The organism is Pseudomonas sp. PGPPP1, assembly GCF_002255865.1.
In the GTDB taxonomy this organism is placed as follows: domain Bacteria; phylum Pseudomonadota; class Gammaproteobacteria; order Pseudomonadales; family Pseudomonadaceae; genus Aquipseudomonas; species Aquipseudomonas cremoris.
This window is the reverse complement of record NZ_NKIG01000002.1, coordinates 346,868-363,541: the sequence shown is the minus strand read 5'-3', so window position 1 is coordinate 363,541 and position 16,674 is coordinate 346,868. Positions and strand designations below refer to the sequence as shown.

Here is a 16,674-nt window from a genome sequence, read left to right as displayed (position 1 = left end):
TATCCCTTCGAGATGAACCCAGCTTGGGGAGCAACGATGATAGGTGGGGGCTTGGTGGCCCGCTTGCTATGTCAGGTCATACTTTGACAAAATCGGGCCATGCCGCCGACCTTCACTTTTTCGCCTTATGAACCCGACAGCCCCGAAGCGGTGGTGACGCTGCGCGAGTACCCGTCCGGCACGGTGTTTCCACGGCATACCCATCGACGTGGGCAGTTCGCCTATGCCTCCACCGGTGCGCTGAAGATGTTTACCGACCTGGGTAACTGGGTGGTGCCGCCGCAACGGGCGATCTGGGTGCCAGGTGGTGTGTCGCATGAGATGCACATGCGCGGCGATGTGGTGATGCTCAATACATACCTGGATGACGACGCGGCCCGGCGTGCGGGTTTGCAGGACCATTGCCAGGTCTTTGGTGTTTCGCCGCTGTTGCGCCATCTCTTGGAGGCCGCGCTGGCGATTCCGCCCGTTTCACCCAGCATGCGCGACCGCTGCGTGCTAACCCTGTTGATTGATGAGATTGGCGCAATGCCCGAACTGCCCCTCAGCGCACCGTTGCCCTCGGAATCCCGCTTGGCCCGGTCCTGTCAACGCTTTCTCGACGCGCCCACGCAGAAGATCTCGATTGGCGAGATGGCCGATTGGTCGAGCATGAGCCGGCGCAGCTTTACGCGTAACTTTCGCGAGTGCACCGGCATGACCTTTGTGTCGTGGCGCCAGCAGGTGTGCCTGCTAGAGGCCACCGCGCGGCTCAGTCATGGTTCGTCCATTACCGACGTGGCGTTCGAACTGGGTTTTAGCAGCTCAAGCGCGTTCACCTCGGTGTTTCGCCGCAACCTGGGAGATTCCCCGGCGCGCTACCTGGCCAAGTCCAAGGCGGCCTCGATGTTCTGAAAGGAGGAGGGCGCCAACGCGGTGCCTTTTCCCTCGCCCGTACGGCGTTGACGCGTGGCCTTCATCAGGTTTTCACCTTGGGCTGGGCCACCCTTTGTTACTATTGCGACCCCTCGTCACCCGGAGTCACCGCCCCATGCAGCACCAGTGGGATGAAATGCACCGCACCCGCAAGCCCACGTTCGTACTGTGCGGCGAGCCTCAGGGCGATGTGCTCAATCTCTATGTTCACGGTTATTCGGCGTTCTTCAACCGACAACAACTGGGCCAGTTCACGCAACAGTTGGCCGGGATCGAAGGCTCGACCAACCTGATGCTGTTCTGGCCGGCGGGGCATTTCCTGGAAAACCTGTTTGCACCGTTCAAGGATGTGATGGGGGCGATGCTGGGCGGCGGTAGCCTGGGCGCTGCGACGGTTGGCGTGGGCAAGGCGATTGCCTATTTTCTCGACCACTATAAAAGCGTCGAGGCGCGGGTGGACGAAGTGGCCAAGAGCTTGCTGCCGGAGCTGGCCGGTTATCTGCGCGGTGAGTCCCTGCAGGTACGGCGTATCAACCTGATCGGTCATTCCCTGGGCGCACGCATTCTGGTCAAGAGCCTGCTGGCCAGCCCTGAAACCGCCCGTGAACTGCCCTTGGACAATCTGTTGCTGATGGGCGGGGCGATCTGTACATCCAGTCCATGGGATGCCGTGGCGGCGCCGCTCAAGGGGCGTGTGATCAATTGCCACTCCAGCAAGGACTGGGCGCTGGCGATGAAACCGGATACCGAGCGCTGCATCGGCCGTTATGCGATCCCCGTGACACCCGCACTCAAGGCCAAGGTTACCAACGTGCATCTAGCGACCTTTGATCACGCCGCCTATTGGCCGCAATTGCAGACAGTGGTGCAGTACACCGACTTGTTGCACGAGCGGCGCGGCATGATCCGCACCGATCAGCGCAGCAGCGAAGTGCGCTTTGCCGAAGAGGACGCAGACCTGTTCCCGCCTTTGGTGCAGGCGCGGCCGGAAGAGTTGAAGTTCCTCGCCGAACTGATGGCCCAGAAACGCAGTGCATCCATCGATGCCAGCGTGCGCGAGCCGCTCAAGCTGGCGGTCGAGTTGCAGCGCATGGGCGGCGATACCTTTATGAATCTGGCACGTGGTCATGGCGTCAGTTACCGGCAAATCGCCGAAGATGTCGCCCAGCGGCTGGGGATCAAGTTTGATGGTGCCCTGGAGGCCGTTGCGCTGGAGGACTTGGAAACCCACGTCGCGGAAAAACTGATCGAACAGTACAAGGACAAACTCAGCCATGCCGACCGGCAGGTATTCGACGCAGAACTCCAGGCGGCCGCGCAAAAAGAGCAAGGGTTGTTCAGCCGGTTCGACATGGGCCGCTCAGCTACCACCGCCTTGAGTGGCACGGCGTTGGCGGGGCTGACCGGCTTTATTCTGCGCCGGGGTGCCGCAACGGCGATCCCGGTGGTGGGCCAGGCGTTGGCGGCGGCGATGCTGTTGGTGACTGGCGTGCGGGCGTTTTCCGGCCCTGCGTATTCAATCACTACCTCGGCGGTGCTGGTGATCGGGGTGATTCGCCAGCGCATGGAGCGTGATGCGCTCAATCAGGAGATGGACCTGGTGGTGCAAGTGGTCGAGGCATTCGATCTGCCTCGGGATACGGTAATGCGCACGGTTGCATCGGACTGATAAGCTGCTTGCCTATCGAGTGTGTTTGCCTGGGATACCGCGTGAAATTCAGCCTGCCGAAAATCGCTACCGCCCCGTTCTGCCCGCCGGAAGTGGCCGGCTCCGTCGCCGTTGACCCCAAGGCTTCGTTCTTCAAGCGCATGCTGATGTTCGCTGGCCCCGGCCTGTTGATCTCCATTGGCTACATGGACCCGGGCAACTGGGCCACGGCCATCGAGGCCGGGTCACGTTACGGTTACAACCTATTGTTTGTGGTGCTGCTGGCCAGCCTGGCCGGAATGGCGGTGCAGTGCCTGTGTTCGCGGCTGGGTATCGCCACCGGCAAGGACTTGGCGCAGTTGTGCCGCGAACGCTACAGCAAACGCTCGGCACGTACCCAATGGCTGCTGGCGGAAATCTCCATCATCGCCACCGACCTGGCCGAAGTGCTGGGTTGTGCCCTGGCGTTTCACCTGTTGCTCGGCGTGTCGCTGACTACTGGCATCGTCATAACCGCCTTTGACACCCTGTTGATACTGGCCCTGCAAAACCGTGGTTTTCGCCGCCTGGAAGCGATCATGCTGGCGCTGGTGGCAACTATCGGTGTGTGTTTCTTCATCGAGCTGGTGTTGATCAAACCCTACTGGCCGGATGTGCTCAGCGGCTTTACCCCATCGTTGTCAGCCATCAGCGATGCCGCGCCGCTGTACCTGGCCATCGGTATCCTGGGGGCCACGGTCATGCCCCATAACCTGTACCTGCATACCTCGATCGTGCAGACCCGCCTGATCGGCAAGGACCTCGCCAGCAAGCAGGATGCGGTCAAGCTGGCACGCATCGACACCATCGGTTCGCTGGCGCTGGCCTTGCTGGTCAATGCCGCGATCCTGGTCCTTGCCGCTGCGGCGTTCCACAACACTGGCCATGCTGACGTGGTCGAGATCCAGGACGCCTACCACCTGCTCGACCCCCTGGTGGGCGGCGCGTTCGCCAGCATCCTGTTCGGCGTTGCCTTGCTGGCCTCAGGGCAGAGTTCGACCTTCACCGGCACCATCGCCGGGCAAGTAATCATGGAGGGTTACCTCAACCTGCGCATTCCCTGCTGGCAACGTCGCCTGATCACGCGCGGGTTGGCGTTGATCCCGGCGTTTCTGGGCGTTTGGCTGATGGGCGACGATGCTATCGGCAAGCTGCTGATCCTCAGCCAGGTGGTACTCAGCCTGCAGTTGCCGTTTGCGCTGTATCCGTTGATCCGCATGACGGGCGATAAGCAGTTGATGGGACCGTTTGTGAATCGGCTGCCTACGAAGGCGCTGGCGTGGTTTCTGTTTGCGGTGATCAGCGGGGCGAATGCGTGGTTGATTGCGCAGTGGGTGTTTTGAGCGTTGGTCCAGATCAAGCTTCGAACGCATTCAACAGGTCGTCAGGGAGTGAGGCATCAAAATCATCTGGTACCGCGATATTCCCTTTCATTGTGCCAATCCGGCTCTTACTATTTTTTTCCGCAGCAACGAGAAGGGCAACTGCTTGCCCATGCCGCGTGATAGTGATGACTTTCCCTTCACTGGCTTGATTGACCCATTTTGAAAAGCTAGCTCTCGCTTGGCTTATGGTGACTTTAATGGCCGCAGGTGTCGCATTCATGACGTATCTTCCTAGCGCAATTCGCTGGAGTTTGCGGGTAGCCAGATCTGGCATGGAATACTGGCCCCGAAAATCAGACCGAACCTACTTTCCCAACTAGGAAATATCCTCAGCTGTGCACTTCACCGGTCCCAATACGGCACCCGCCCAAAACACTCCACAAAGTAATCAATCACCGTCCTCACCTTCAGCGACAACCGCCGGCTGCCGGGCCACAGCGCCGCAATCTGCTGCGGTTCCAGCGTCGTCGCCACTTCATACTCCGTGAGCACCGCCTGCAATGTGCCTGCGCGCAGGCCTTCACCAATCAGCCAGGACGGAAACACCACCAGCCCCAGGCCTTGTTCGGCGGCGTGGGTCAGGGTGTCGGCGTGGTTGCCGGTGATGGGGCCCTTGACGCTGTAGGGCGTCCAGTCGCTGCCGTCGCGGCGGAAGAACCAGCGTTGTTGGCCGGTGATGCCTTTGTAGGCCAGGCATTGGTGGTGGGCCAGTTCATCGGGGTGCTGGGGCGTGCCGTGTTTGGCCAGGTAGGCAGGGCTTGCGGCGATGCGAAAACGCTGGGGCGCGAAGATGCGTGCCTGCATGCTGGAGTCGTTAAGCACGCCGATGCGAAACAGCAAATCGGTGCCGTCTTGCAGGGGATCGACGTAGGTGTCGGTTTGCTGGATCTCGAGTTGCAACTTTGGATAGCGGCGACACAGCTCACCCAGCCACGGTGAAAGGTGGCGTTGGCCAAACACCATCGGCGCATTGATGCGCACCAGGCCACTGGGTTCGCTTTCCTGCTCTTGCAACGCTTGGCCGGCGGCTTCCAATTGTTCCAGCATCAGCCGCGCGTGCTTTCCTAGCAGTCGACCGGCCTCGGTGGGGCTGACCGCACGGGTGTGGCGGTAGAGCAATTGTTGGCCGAGAGCCTGCTCCATCAACTGGATTTGCCTGGAGATAGAGGAGGGCGCCAGGCCTTCGCGGCGCGCCACTTCGGAGAAACTGCCAAGGTCCAGCACCGCGACAAACAGGCGCAGCGCCTTGAAACTCAATTCATTCAAACCCTGCATCGTGGCTCCGTTCTGTGCGTATTTCGCAAAGGTGTTGTCCGCATGCTCCCATTTATCGCACAGCACGGCCACCGGATAATGCGCGCCATGTTTCCTTTATTGAAGTGCAGGTGATGTATGCAGGCGAGTTCCATCGAGGGCGTGGCGCAGGCCACTCCGAAAAAAAACGGCTTGCGGTTGCTGTTGTTGCCGTTGGTGATCCTGGCGGGCATGGGCTTGTCGGTCGAAGCCGGTTTGCTTGGGCCATTGGGCGTACAGGTCGGGCATTTGTGGGCGACCTTGAGCATCTTCGGCGTGGGCTCGGCGATCCTGTATTTGCTGTTGCTGTTCAGCGGCCCGCAAAAGGGCCCGGCGCTGAACGACTTGCCGCGCTGGCAACTGATCGGCGGGTTCCTGGGGCCGATGTACGTGGTGGTGCTGACCCTGGCCACGCCCCATATCGGCATTGCCATGACCATGATCGCGATCCTCTCGGGCCAAGTCGGCAAGAGCGTGTTGATCGACCATTTCGGCTGGTTCGGCACGGCTCGCAAACGGGTCAACGGTGAGCGCTGGATCGCCCTGGCGTTGATTGTGGCGGCACTTGTTCTGATTGCACGAGGGTAAGGCGATGAATCTGATTCTATTATTGGTACTGGTGATTGCCGCTGGCGCGGTATTGAGTGTGCAGGCGGCGATCAATGGGCGCCTGGGCCAGACCGTGGGCGTGTTGCGCAGCAGCCTGTTGACGTTTGCCGTGGGTGCATTGACGACGGCGTTGTTGATTTTCTTCTTCGAGCCCGCCCAGGCCAGCAGCCTGCTGGATGTTCCAAAGTGGCAGTTGACCGGCGCCTTGTTCGGCGTTGTGTACATGATGGTCATGGTCGGCGCCGTGCCGGTCGTGGGCACGGCAGTCGCCACGGTGGCGGTGATTGTCGGGCAACTGGGCATGGGCATGCTCATCGACAACTTTGGTTGGCTGGGCAACCCTGCCATCGAATTGTCCGGCAGCCGTGTCGTGGCGATGCTCTTGTTGGCGCTGGCGCTGGTGTTCATGTACCGCAGCAATACCCGCCGGGCGGATTGACCGGTGCGGCGTGATTCCTTGCCTATAGTCACTGCTTAGGGTGTGGCGCTCGCCGCACCTGGACGACCATGAAAAAGGAGTCTGACCATGCCTGATAAGACCTGTGCCTGCCCTCACTGCAAATGTGTGGTGGGCAAGAACGCCGTAATGAAAGACGGTAAGAGTTATTGCTGCAAAGGCTGCGCCGAGCACCATGCCCACGGTGAGCCCTGCGCGGCTGCGACCGGCTGTGAGTGTGCCAAGTCGGCGCATGGCTGAAAATTCTCTCGGCTTGTCGGGTGGCGGTCATTACCATGGCCGCTCACCCTAGCTAGATGTGCTCCCCATGGCCTTGGCTGCGCCCCCCGACCTCAGTGATCACGCCGTCCCCGTGCAGCCCTTGGCGCGCACCTACCCGCGTGGTTTGCACATAGAGCCCCATAGCCACGACTGGGGCCAGTTGCTTTATGCAATGAGTGGCGTGATGTGGGTCGAGACCCCGCGCGAAGCGCTGGTAGTGCCGCCGCAACGTGCGGTGTGGCTGCCGCCCGGCGTGGAGCATGGGATTCGTGTGGTGTCGGATCTGCAGATGCGCAACATCTACCTGCGCCCGGCATTGGCGGCAACGTTGGACAGCCAGGTGCTGGTGATAGAAGTGGGTGGGCTGCTGCGCGAGCTGATCGTCACGCTGGTGGACGAGGGTGATAACGGGGATTCGGCGTACTACGACGCGGTGGTTGGCCTGGCCCTGCTGGAACTGCAACGGGCGCGCCGCTCGCAAATCCGCATCGCCATGCCGGTAGACGGCGACCGCCGCCTGATCAATGCCTGCCAGGCTGTCATGGCCGCGCCGTCGCTGGAGATTTCTTTCGAGCACCACGCCGAAACAGCCGGTGCCAGCGTGCGCACCTTGGCGCGGCTGTTCCAGACCACCTTGGGCATGGGCTTTGCCGAATGGCGTCGCCAAGTGCAACTGGCCACGGCGGTGGCGGAGTTGATCCAGGGCGAGCCCGTCAGCGGCATTGCCCGCTCCCTTGGCTATTCGCCCAGCAGTTTCAGCGACATGTTCCGGCGTGAGCTGGGGGTGGCACCCTCGCACTACCGGGGTTGAGGATTTGGCCGAAATCCTGAAGTACTTGGCCGGTACTTCAGGATTGGGCTCTCTACACTGAGCCCATCAACCCACAAGGCGCTGCTCTCATGAACTACCTGATCTCCCTCGCCATCGGCCTGTTTGTCGGCGTGATCTACGGCGCCTTGGACTTCCGCTCACCCGCACCGCCGGCCATCGCCCTGGTGGGCCTGATGGGCATGCTGCTGGGCGAAAAGCTCTGGCCCATGGGGCGTCAGTTGGTCAGCGGTTGGTTGTCCTGATTTCTTTTCCCTTCGATGGATATTGGCCATGAAAGCACTGCAATTCTCCGCCACTGGCGATCTCGCCCACCTCAGTTTCGTCGACATCGCCACTCCGGTACCGGCTGCCGATGAAGTCCTGGTACAGATCAAAGCCGCTGGACTCAACCCCAGCGATGTCAAAAACGTACTGGGTCGTTTTCCCTACACCACACTGCCGCGCATTCCCGGTCGTGACTTCGCGGGTGTTGTGGTCGAGGGCCCGCCGGCGCTGGTTGGGCAGGAAGTTTGGGGCACCGGTCGCGACCTGGGCTTTTTTGCCGACGGTTCCCACGCCCAGTACCTCACCGTGTCAGCCAAGGGCGTGGCGCACAAACCAACCCATTTGAGTTTTGCCCAGGCCGCCAGCCTGGGTGTGCCGTACACCACCGCTTGGGATGCCCTGGAGCGCAGCGGCGTGACAAAGGGTACGCGGTTGCTGGTGATCGGGGCCAATGGAGCTGTGGGCAGTGCAACCCTGGCCCTGGCGAAAATCCGCGGTGCCCAGGTGCTGGCGGCGGTGCGTCGGCCGGAGCAGGTCGAGGTGTTGCAGGGGCTGGGGTTTGAAGCGATTGCCCTGGGCCAGCCTGAAGCGTTGGGGGCGCAAGTCAATGCCGTGTTCAAGGGCGGCGCCGATGTGATCTTCGATACCACCGGGTTTTGGTTGCCCGCTGCGGTCGCAGGCCTGGCACCGTTCGGTCGCATCGCCATCATCGCAGCGCCCGTGGATGGGCATGTGCAACTGCCGGCCCTGGCGCTGTACCGCAAGGGTGGTTCGGTGGTGGGGATCAATTCATTGCTCTACAACTGCGAGCAATGCGCGGTGATGCTGGAGCAGTTTGGGCGGTTCTTCGATGAAGGGTCGTTGCCGTTGCCGACTGGTTTACGGGAAGTGGCCTTGGCGGAGGGTTTGCAGAGCTATGGCGAAGTGAACAGCGGCAGCGCAGATAAAATCATCTTCCTGCCCTGACACGGTGAAAAATATGGGAGCAGGCAAGCCAGCTCCCACATTTTGATTTTTATATGGCTTCGGGACGCCTTTTCCCAAGAAGATCAGTTTTTCAGGATCGTCGGTACTCGCTAGGTGTCTGGCCCATTTCTATCCGGAAGTGCCGGTTGAAGTTGGACAGGTTGGCGTAACCCACTTCAAAGCAAATAGCTGCCACCGACATCTCGCTTTGCAGCAACAGCCTGCAGGCACGCTGCACGCGGAACTTGCGCATCAGGTCGATAAACCCGTGGCCAGTGTTGCGCTTGAAAAAGCGCGAGAAGCCCGGCTCGCTCATCTCCAATTGCTGGGCGATGACGGATAGGCGCACGTCGCCGGTCAGTTCACGCATCAGGTAATCGAACGCCTGGTTGATACGCTCGGCACTGCGCGCATCCAGCGTCGGCGCGTAGCAAGGGCTGGCCAGGGCCTTTGTTTGCGCGGGCGGGGCATTTCTCAACACGTCGAGCAGTTGCAGGAACAGGATCAACCGTTGCAGGCCCTGGGCGTGGCCGATGCTTTCCATCAGGCGCGCCGCGTGGGCTGCGGTGTCGCCGCTGAATTCCAGGCCGCGCCGGGCCTGCTCGAACAATGGCTGCAAATCGCCAAGCTCCGGCAGGGCCTTGCGTAAGGCGAGGAGGGCGGCGCCATCGAATTGCAGCACCACGTCGCGACCGCTCAGGTATTCGCCAGGCGCCAGTTCACCGATCCAGTCGTGGGGCAGGTCTGGGCCGATCAGCGCCACATGCCCGGCGCTGAATGCGCCGATGTAGTCGCCCGCCACCAGCTTGCCGCTGCCTTGGCGGATCAGGTGGATTTCGAATTCGGGGTGGTGGTTCCAGCGCGCCAGGTCGTAGGGGTAGTCGTGTTCGAACCAGCGGAAGCAGTGGTCCGGTTCGGGCAGGATCACTTCGAGTTCGGCGGGGCGGTGCTCGAACAGCTGGGCGCGGCTGGCAGGCATGGCGAGGCTTCTTATGATTCTTTGAATCGCTTCAAAATACGCGCCCAGCTCCGGTGTGCGCTACCCTCGCTTTCACGCGGAACTGATACTTTTTTAACTTGAAGGCGGCGGTTAAAAAAGTATCAGTCGAACATCCGCCAGGCGTTTGTGAAGGGCCCAGGCAAGCTGCTGTAATCGGCCCTCAACAACAAAAACAACAGGTAGAAACCGCTATGTTCAAGTTCCCGCAAGCGTTGTTCCTGCTTTCCGGCCTGACGCTGGCCATGCCCAGCCACGCTGCCGACACCGTCACCATTGCCACGGTCAACAACAGCGACATGATCCGCATGCAGCGCCTGTCCAAGGTATTTGAGGCGCAGCACCCAGACATCAAACTCAACTGGGTTGTGCTCGAAGAGAACGTGCTGCGCCAGCGCCTGACCACCGACATCGCCACCCAAGGCGGCCAGTTCGACGTGCTGACCATCGGCACCTACGAAACCCCGCTATGGGGGGCCAAGCACTGGCTGGAGCCTTTGACCCAATTGCCGGCCGACTATGACGCCGACGATATCTTCCCCTCGGTGCGCCAAGGCCTGTCGGTCAACAACACCCTGTACGCCTTGCCGTTCTATGGCGAAAGCACTGTCACCTATTACCGCACCGACCTGTTCAAGCAAGCCGGCCTGAGCATGCCCACGCACCCCACCTGGTCCCAGCTCGGTGAGTTCGCCGCCAAGCTCACGGCCAAGGACAAGGACCAATACGGCATGTGCCTGCGCGGCAAAGCGGGCTGGGGTGAAAACATCGCTTTGTTGAGCACCATGGCCAACGCCTTTGGCGCGCGGTGGTTCGATGAGCAATGGAAGCCTGAGCTGACCAGCCCCGAGTGGACCGCCGCCGCCAACTTCTACGTCAATACCCTCAAGCAATACGGCCCGCCTGGCGTGTCCAGCAACGGTTTCAACGAAACCCTGGCGCTGTTCAACAGCGGCAAATGCGCGATCTGGGTGGATGCCAGCGTCGCCGGTTCCTTCACCACCGACAAGGGCCAAAGCAAGGTCGCCGACAGCGTCGGTTTCGCCGCCGCGCCGACCGAAGTCACCGACAAAGGCTCGTCCTGGCTGTACGCCTGGTCCCTGGCGATCCCGGCGACGTCCAAGCACAAGGACGCGGCCAAGGCCTTTATCACCTGGGCAACCTCCAAGGACTACATCCAACTGGTCGCCGAAAAAGAGGGCATCACCAACGTGCCGCCGGGCACTCGCCAATCCACCTACAACGACGCCTACCTGAAGGCCGCGCCGTTCGCGCAGGTGACCCTGGAGATGATGAAACACGCCGACCCCGCGCACCCGTCGGCCAAACCGGTGCCGTACGTGGGTATCCAGTACGTGACCATTCCCGAGTTCCAGGCCATCGGCACCTCGGTGGGCAAACTGTTCTCGGCGGCGCTCACTGGCGGCATGTCGGTTGACCAGGCCTTGCTGGAAGCCCAGTCCACCACCGAGCGCGAGATGAAACGCGCCGGTTATCCCAAGTGATTTTTACAGGACTTCGCCATGAAACGACTTGAAGGGAAAAGCGCGCTGATCACTGGGTCTGCGCGCGGAATTGGTCGGGCCTTTGCCCAGGCCTACATCGATGAAGGCGCGACGGTCGCCATTGCCGACATCAACCTGCAGCGGGCCCAGGCCACGGCCGCTGAGTTGGGGCCGCAGGCCTACGCGGTGGCGATGGATGTCACCGACCAAGGCTCTATCGACGATGCGATTGCCGCGGTGGTTACCCATGCCGGCAAGCTGGATATCCTGATCAACAACGCCGCATTGTTCGACTTGGCACCCATCGTCGACATCACCCGCGACAGCTTTGATCGGCTGTTCTCGATTAACGTCGCCGGAACGCTGTTCACCCTACAGGCAGCGGCGCGGCAGATGATTCGCCAGGGCCATGGCGGCAAGATCATCAACATGGCCAGCCAGGCCGGGCGCCGTGGTGAGCCGTTGGTGGCGGTGTATTGCGCGACCAAGGCGGCGGTGATCAGCCTTACACAGTCGGCCGGGTTGAACCTGATCAAGCAGGGCATCAACGTCAATGCGATTGCCCCCGGTGTGGTGGATGGCGAACATTGGGATGGCGTGGATGCGTTGTTCGCCCGGCATGAAGGGTTGGCACCGGGCGAGAAGAAAAAGCGGGTAGGGGAGGAGGTGCCGTTTGGGCGAATGGGCACAGCGCAGGACCTTACTGGAATGGCGATTTTTCTCGCCTCCACCGATGCCGATTATGTGGTTGCCCAGACCTATAACGTCGATGGCGGCAACTGGATGAACTAGAGCCTATCCAAACAACGTAGATCCACTGTGGGAGCTGGCTTGCCTGCGATAGCGGTGCGTCAGGTTATGAATAAGTCGCTGGCAGGCCGCCATCGCAGGCAAGCCAGCTCCCACCTTTGACCTTTATTGTTCTTGGAATGGGTGCTAGTCAGCGAAGCTGCGATCAAAGAAGTAGATGTCGCCAGGCTTCAAAACCTCCACCGTCGCCTGCGGCCGGCCTCCCTCGCCTTGCTTCTTGCGCCCCGTCTCACGCAAATACCCGGCCTCGGTCAGTTTCAACAGTCGCTGGCGAATACTGGTCTTCAACACCGGCCGTGCCAGCACCCGGGAAAAAATCGCGGTGGCTTCCGGCGCACTGAATTCATTGCCCAGGAACATCAGCGGCAAGCTGCTGTACAGCGACTTGGACAACAGCCGCTCCTGCACCGCCGCGACGATCAGGTTGTGATCGAACGGCAGCTTGATGCTGCCATCGGCTACGGCCTCCAGCGTGAACCAGGCCTGGTGCTCACCCAACTCAACATCATCCGCCACGATCGCCAGGTAGTAAGTGGACGACGACCAGCAGCGCGGGTCGCGAAACGCGTCGCCCACCGTGCCCACCTGTTCGTTCCAGGCCAGCTTGAAGCCCACCTTGTCACTTGCGCGCAAGCGCTCCACCGCATCCTTGAGGCTCAGGTCTTGCACGCCACCATTGACCACCACGCCTGGCAGCGCCCAATGCCCGGCGAAAGGTTCGGTGTCGCGCTTGTTCAGCAACAGCTTCAACTCGCCGGAGACGCGGCAGTAGAACAACACGCACAGGTCGACGGTGTGCAGGTAGGCGCTAAGTGGCATGTGGGGTCCTTATGAACAGTGGCGGGGCACAGTCTAACGGATCGAGCAGATATGTCATGTACTGCCACCAGCATAGATAAATAAATGTATCTTGCAATGAAAGTACATGACGTGTACTTTTATTTCCAGGCCACAGGAGAACCGCCATGAACCTCGCGAAAACCGCCCTTGCTTCATTCGACGTCGACGCCCAAAAGAGCTTCACGCCCCTGTGCCCCAACGAGTTGCCGGTGGTCGGCGGCGACCAGATCGGCGCTGAACTCAACTACATGGCCAGCCTCGCCGGTCACCGTGTTGGCAGCAAGGACGCCCACACCCCGCACGCGCCCTGGGTGGTGTCGCAGCACAGCGAGATGCTGCAACCCACCGGCCTGGCCCACGCCGATGTCACCTGGGTGAGCCACTGCGTACCGGGCACCGAGGGCTTCACTTTGCTCGACGAGTTGCCCACTCCGTACGACTACGACTACTTCATCTGGAAAGGTGTCGAGCCCGACCTGCACCCTTATGGCGCGTGCTTCCACGACCTGCACGACAAGCTGTCGACGGGTGTTATCGAATACCTGAGGGCCCACGGTGTGGTTCGGGTGATCGTCGGCGGGCTGGCCCTGGACTACTGCGTCAAGACCACCGCTTTGCAATTGCTCAAGGCCGGGTTCGACGTGGTACTGCACCTGCCGGCTTGCCGAGGTATCAGCGAGGAGGGCGGCATTCAGGCTGTCAACGATCTGCTCAAGGCGGGTGCCGTCATCAGCCGCACCCGTGAAGAACTGGCAACACAGGCCACGCGTTAAGGAGACCTACCATGGAAAGTGCCTACGACTACGAGTCCCCGGTGATCCAGGGCTTGCTCGACACCGACTACTACACCTTCACCATGATGCAGGCCGTGTTGCACCAGTACCCTAACGTCGATGTGGAATACAACTTCATCGTGCGCTCCAGGGAAAAGCTCGGCCACCTGATTCCACAGCTGCGCGACGAGTTGGAAAAGCTCGCGGGCCTGCACATGCGTGAGGGCGAGTTGCGCTTCCTGTTCAACCCGCGCTTTCGCGAATACCTCACGCCGGACTACGAGCGCTTTCTCGGCCTGTTCCGTTTCAACCTGCGTTATATCCACGTCAGCGAAATCGACGGCCAGCTGAATATTCGCGTTATCGGCCCGATGCTGCACTGCATCATGTTCGAACAGCCGGTGTTGGCCTTGGTCAGCGAACTGCGCAACCGCGACAAATACCCGGACGTATCCCTGGAGGACGTCACCCGCAAGCTCTACCAGAAGTTCGACTGGCTGGAGAAAAACCTCAGCCGCGACGAGTTGGCTGACCTGCGCGTGTCCGACTTCTCCACCCGCCGGCGCCTGTCGTTCAAGGCCCAGCGCGAAGTGGTCGACATTATGCGCCGCGACTTTCCGGGCCAGTTCGTCGGCACCAGCAACGCACACCTGGCCTACGAATTCGACCTGCCACTGATCGGCACCATGGCCCACCAGTGGCTGATGGTGCACCAGCAACTAGGACGCCTGCGCGAGAGCCAGAACGCCGCACTGGAAAACTGGGTGCGTGAATACCGTGGTCGCCTCGGCATCGCCTTGACCGATTGCATCAGCACCGACTTTTTCCTCAAGGACTTCGACCTGTACTTCGCCAAGCTCTATGACGGCCTGCGCCAGGACTCCGGCGACCCTATCGCCTGGGCCGACAAGGTGCTGGCCCGCTACAAGCAACTGGGCATCGACCCGATGACCAGGGACCTGATGTTCTCCGACGGCCTTAACTTCGAAAAATGCCTGCCGATCCTGCGTCACGTGCGGGGCAAGGCCAAGTTCGGGTTTGGTATGGGCACCAGCCTGGCGTGTGATGTGGAGGGAGTGGAACCGCTGAGCATCGTGATGAAACTGGTGCGGGTGCACGGTGAACCGGTGGTGAAGTTCTCGGATGACCCGATCAAGAATGTTTGCGAAGACGCCTCGTTTTTGCAGTACGCAGCCCAGGTGTTCAACGTCGGCAATGTGGAGGTGTGACATGCAACAACGTATCGCACGGGAGCTCAATATCAATCGGCAACTGGTGCAAGGTGGTGAAGCCGAAGAGATTCAGCGGCGCATCGACTTTATCAAAGCCACATTGCGTGGCTCTGGCTGCAAGGCGCTGGTGCTGGGCATCAGCGGTGGTGTCGACTCGCTGACTGCCGGCCGCCTGTGCCAACTCACAGTGGAGCAGTTGCGCAGTGAAGGTTACGCTGCGCGCTTTATCGCCATGCGCCTGCCCTATAAAACCCAGGCCGACGAAAGCGATGCCCAAGCTTCCCTGGACTTCATCACCCCCGATCAGGTTGACACCCTGAACATCGCCGCCAGCGTCGACGGCCTCATGGCCAGCCTCAGTGCCAGCGAAGCCAACGCCGCCCATGTCGACTTCATCAAGGGGAACGTCAAGGCGCGCACGCGGATGATCGCCCAATACGCCGTGGCCAACCTGCACCACGGCTTGGTGGTTGGTACTGACCACGGCGCCGAAGCGCTGATGGGCTTCTTCACCAAATTCGGCGATGGCGCCTGCGACCTCACGCCGCTGTCAGGCCTGACCAAGACACAGGTCCGCCTGCTGGCCACGGCCCTTGGTGCGTCGGATAACCTGGTCCACAAACACCCCACCGCCGACCTTGAAGAATTGGTGCCGGGTAAGCTGGATGAGCATGCCTATGGTTGCACGTACGCAGAGATTGACGCGTACCTGATGGGCGAACCGGTGAGCGAGCGGGTGAGGGTGATTGTGGAGGACGCGTACGGCAAGACCGCGCACAAACGTGCGCTGCCGCTTGCGCCGCTCTGATCAGCGCTCGATAGAACGGCTCCACCGCGCATTCCACTCGGGCCGCGCCTGGTTGACCTGGTCCCAGTCAATCGAGATCGCGGTCTGCAGGTAACCCTGCATCGCTTCCACCCGCGCGCGGGTCTTGTCGGTGGTCGGCGTGGTCGGGTTCGAAGGGATCTGGTCACCTTCCTCCAGCGCCGGTGCCTGGGCCTCGGCGGTGAGCAGGTAGGCCGCGAGTTTCTGCGCCAGTTCCGGTTGGTCGTTGCGGGCGATCACGCATTCGGCCACGTTGAGCACCACCGCGCCTTCCTTGGGTTGCGCATATTCCATCGGGATACCCAGCAGTTTCTGGGTGGTGACCTGGGTTGGGGTCAGCGGGAAAATCGCCGCCTCGTCGGTTTGCACCATCTCGGAGATTTTCGCCGAGCTGGCGATGTATTCCAGCACGTTGGGGCCGATGGTCTTTGGCCAGGCCTTGAAGCCGGGCTCGACGTTGGTCTCATCGCCGCCCTGGATGCGGTTGAACATCAGGAAACCGTGCAGGCCGAAGGTGGACGAGGCCAGGGATTGGAACACCACTTTTTCCTTGAAGCGCGGGTCAGCCAGGTCCATCCAGGAAGTGGGTGGGGCCCAGCCTTTTTCCTTGAACATCTTGGCGTTGTAACCCAGGCCGGTGACGCCGAGGGTGACGGCCACCGCCTGTTCCTTGATCTTCGCTTTGGCGGGGATCTGGTCCAGGGTCGGGCTTGGCGCGAGCGTGTCGCACAGGCCCATGGAAATCGCGCGGTACATGATGCCGTCGTCGAGGAACATCACGTGCATCTGCGGGTTGTCTTTGTTGGCCTGGACCTTGGCGAGAATGTCCGACGAGGTGCCGGGCACGATCACCACCTTGACGTTATTGGCCTTTTCGAACGCGGGCAGCACCTTGTCGGCGTACACCCGTTCCATGGTGCCGCCGTTCATGCCCAGGTACAGCGTGGGCGCCGCATGGGCGGTGGAGGCGAGCAGGGCGAGGGACAAGCAGGACAGCGCAATACGTGGGTTCATGGGTGTTT

19 protein-coding genes are annotated in these 16,674 nt (G+C 61.1%); 14 read left to right on the top strand and 5 right to left on the bottom strand.

Annotation, left to right across the window (positions count from 1 at the left end):
• Positions 1 to 99 precede the first annotated feature (99 nt).
• From CFE47_RS06120 to CFE47_RS06110, 3 genes are all read left to right on the top strand, one after another.
• The gene (locus CFE47_RS06120) at positions 100 to 894 is read left to right on the top strand and encodes an AraC family transcriptional regulator (RefSeq protein WP_185710254.1); all 795 of its coding nucleotides are present in this window, start codon (positions 100 to 102) and stop codon (positions 892 to 894) included.
• A 136-nt stretch (positions 895 to 1,030) separates the two neighbouring features.
• Positions 1,031 to 2,584, top strand: coding sequence for a DUF726 domain-containing protein (locus CFE47_RS06115; RefSeq protein WP_286835936.1), 1,554 nt, complete (start codon positions 1,031 to 1,033; stop codon positions 2,582 to 2,584).
• A 41-nt stretch (positions 2,585 to 2,625) separates the two neighbouring features.
• Positions 2,626 to 3,945 (top strand): Nramp family divalent metal transporter, encoded by a 1,320-nt coding sequence (locus CFE47_RS06110; protein WP_185710256.1) that lies wholly within the window; start codon positions 2,626 to 2,628, stop codon positions 3,943 to 3,945.
• 13 nt (positions 3,946 to 3,958) lie between these two features.
• Here the strand turns inward: CFE47_RS06110 and CFE47_RS06105 are convergent, their stop codons facing one another.
• Together CFE47_RS06105 and CFE47_RS06100 are read right to left on the bottom strand one after the other, a co-directional pair.
• Positions 3,959 to 4,207, bottom strand: a complete 249-nt coding sequence (locus CFE47_RS06105; RefSeq protein WP_286835935.1) for a type II toxin-antitoxin system Phd/YefM family antitoxin — start codon at positions 4,205 to 4,207, stop codon at positions 3,959 to 3,961.
• A gap of 122 nt (positions 4,208 to 4,329) precedes the next feature.
• Positions 4,330 to 5,262 carry a LysR family transcriptional regulator gene (locus CFE47_RS06100; protein WP_286835934.1) on the bottom strand — a complete coding sequence of 311 codons (933 nt, stop codon included), beginning with the start codon at positions 5,260 to 5,262 and terminating at the stop codon, positions 4,330 to 4,332.
• Positions 5,263 to 5,379: 117 nt separating this feature from the next.
• On the opposite strand from CFE47_RS06100, the gene CFE47_RS06095 reads away from it, so the two are divergent.
• The 6 genes from CFE47_RS06095 (at position 5,380) to CFE47_RS06070 (ending at position 8,669) form a co-directional block, all read left to right on the top strand.
• A complete protein-coding gene (locus tag CFE47_RS06095; protein ID WP_286835933.1) occupies positions 5,380 to 5,868 on the top strand; it encodes a DMT family transporter in 489 nt (162 codons plus the stop codon).
• A 4-nt stretch (positions 5,869 to 5,872) separates the two neighbouring features.
• On the top strand, positions 5,873 to 6,328 hold the full coding sequence (locus CFE47_RS06090; protein ID WP_185710260.1) for a DMT family transporter: 456 nt from the start codon (positions 5,873 to 5,875) through the stop codon (positions 6,326 to 6,328).
• 87 nt (positions 6,329 to 6,415) lie between these two features.
• Positions 6,416 to 6,586 carry a metallothionein gene (locus tag CFE47_RS06085; RefSeq protein ID WP_185710261.1) on the top strand — a complete coding sequence of 57 codons (171 nt, stop codon included), beginning with the start codon at positions 6,416 to 6,418 and terminating at the stop codon, positions 6,584 to 6,586.
• A gap of 67 nt (positions 6,587 to 6,653) precedes the next feature.
• The gene (locus CFE47_RS06080) at positions 6,654 to 7,418 is read left to right on the top strand and encodes an AraC family transcriptional regulator (RefSeq protein ID WP_286835932.1); all 765 of its coding nucleotides are present in this window, start codon (positions 6,654 to 6,656) and stop codon (positions 7,416 to 7,418) included.
• Between the two features lie 89 nt (positions 7,419 to 7,507).
• Positions 7,508 to 7,681 carry a DUF1427 family protein gene (locus tag CFE47_RS06075; protein ID WP_010564275.1) on the top strand — a complete coding sequence of 58 codons (174 nt, stop codon included), beginning with the start codon at positions 7,508 to 7,510 and terminating at the stop codon, positions 7,679 to 7,681.
• Between the two features lie 28 nt (positions 7,682 to 7,709).
• Entirely contained in the window at positions 7,710 to 8,669 is a 960-nt protein-coding gene (locus CFE47_RS06070) for a quinone oxidoreductase family protein (protein WP_286835931.1), read from the top strand.
• Between the two features lie 91 nt (positions 8,670 to 8,760).
• On the opposite strand, the gene CFE47_RS06065 is transcribed toward CFE47_RS06070, so the two are convergent.
• A complete protein-coding gene (locus CFE47_RS06065) occupies positions 8,761 to 9,648 on the bottom strand; it encodes an AraC family transcriptional regulator (protein WP_286835930.1) in 888 nt (295 codons plus the stop codon).
• A 263-nt stretch (positions 9,649 to 9,911) separates the two neighbouring features.
• On the opposite strand from CFE47_RS06065, the gene CFE47_RS06060 reads away from it, so the two are divergent.
• Positions 9,912 to 11,171 carry an ABC transporter substrate-binding protein gene (locus tag CFE47_RS06060; protein WP_502695449.1) on the top strand — a complete coding sequence of 420 codons (1,260 nt, stop codon included), beginning with the start codon at positions 9,912 to 9,914 and terminating at the stop codon, positions 11,169 to 11,171.
• Positions 11,172 to 11,189: 18 nt separating this feature from the next.
• Positions 11,190 to 11,963: an L-iditol 2-dehydrogenase gene (locus tag CFE47_RS06055; RefSeq protein WP_286835928.1), complete on the top strand. Its 774-nt coding sequence runs from the start codon at positions 11,190 to 11,192 to the stop codon at positions 11,961 to 11,963.
• Positions 11,964 to 12,107: 144 nt separating this feature from the next.
• Here the strand turns inward: CFE47_RS06055 and CFE47_RS06050 are convergent, their stop codons facing one another.
• On the bottom strand, positions 12,108 to 12,800 hold the full coding sequence (locus CFE47_RS06050) for an NUDIX hydrolase (protein WP_286835927.1): 693 nt from the start codon (positions 12,798 to 12,800) through the stop codon (positions 12,108 to 12,110).
• Between the two features lie 146 nt (positions 12,801 to 12,946).
• Between CFE47_RS06050 and CFE47_RS06045 the strand changes: the two genes are divergently transcribed.
• The 3 genes from CFE47_RS06045 to nadE are packed head-to-tail and all read left to right on the top strand — an operon-like array spanning position 12,947 to position 15,634.
• Positions 12,947 to 13,594, top strand: coding sequence for a nicotinamidase (locus tag CFE47_RS06045; RefSeq protein ID WP_286835926.1), 648 nt, complete (start codon positions 12,947 to 12,949; stop codon positions 13,592 to 13,594).
• A gap of 11 nt (positions 13,595 to 13,605) precedes the next feature.
• The gene (gene pncB, locus CFE47_RS06040) at positions 13,606 to 14,823 is read left to right on the top strand and encodes a nicotinate phosphoribosyltransferase (RefSeq protein WP_286835925.1); all 1,218 of its coding nucleotides are present in this window, start codon (positions 13,606 to 13,608) and stop codon (positions 14,821 to 14,823) included.
• Between the two features lies 1 nt (position 14,824).
• Positions 14,825 to 15,634 carry an NAD(+) synthase gene (nadE, locus tag CFE47_RS06035; protein WP_286835924.1) on the top strand — a complete coding sequence of 270 codons (810 nt, stop codon included), beginning with the start codon at positions 14,825 to 14,827 and terminating at the stop codon, positions 15,632 to 15,634.
• Here nadE and CFE47_RS06030 read toward each other — a convergent pair whose 3' ends face one another.
• Positions 15,635 to 16,666 carry an ABC transporter substrate-binding protein gene (locus tag CFE47_RS06030; protein ID WP_286835923.1) on the bottom strand — a complete coding sequence of 344 codons (1,032 nt, stop codon included), beginning with the start codon at positions 16,664 to 16,666 and terminating at the stop codon, positions 15,635 to 15,637. It lies immediately after the preceding gene.
• Between the last annotated feature and the right edge of the window lie 8 nt (positions 16,667 to 16,674).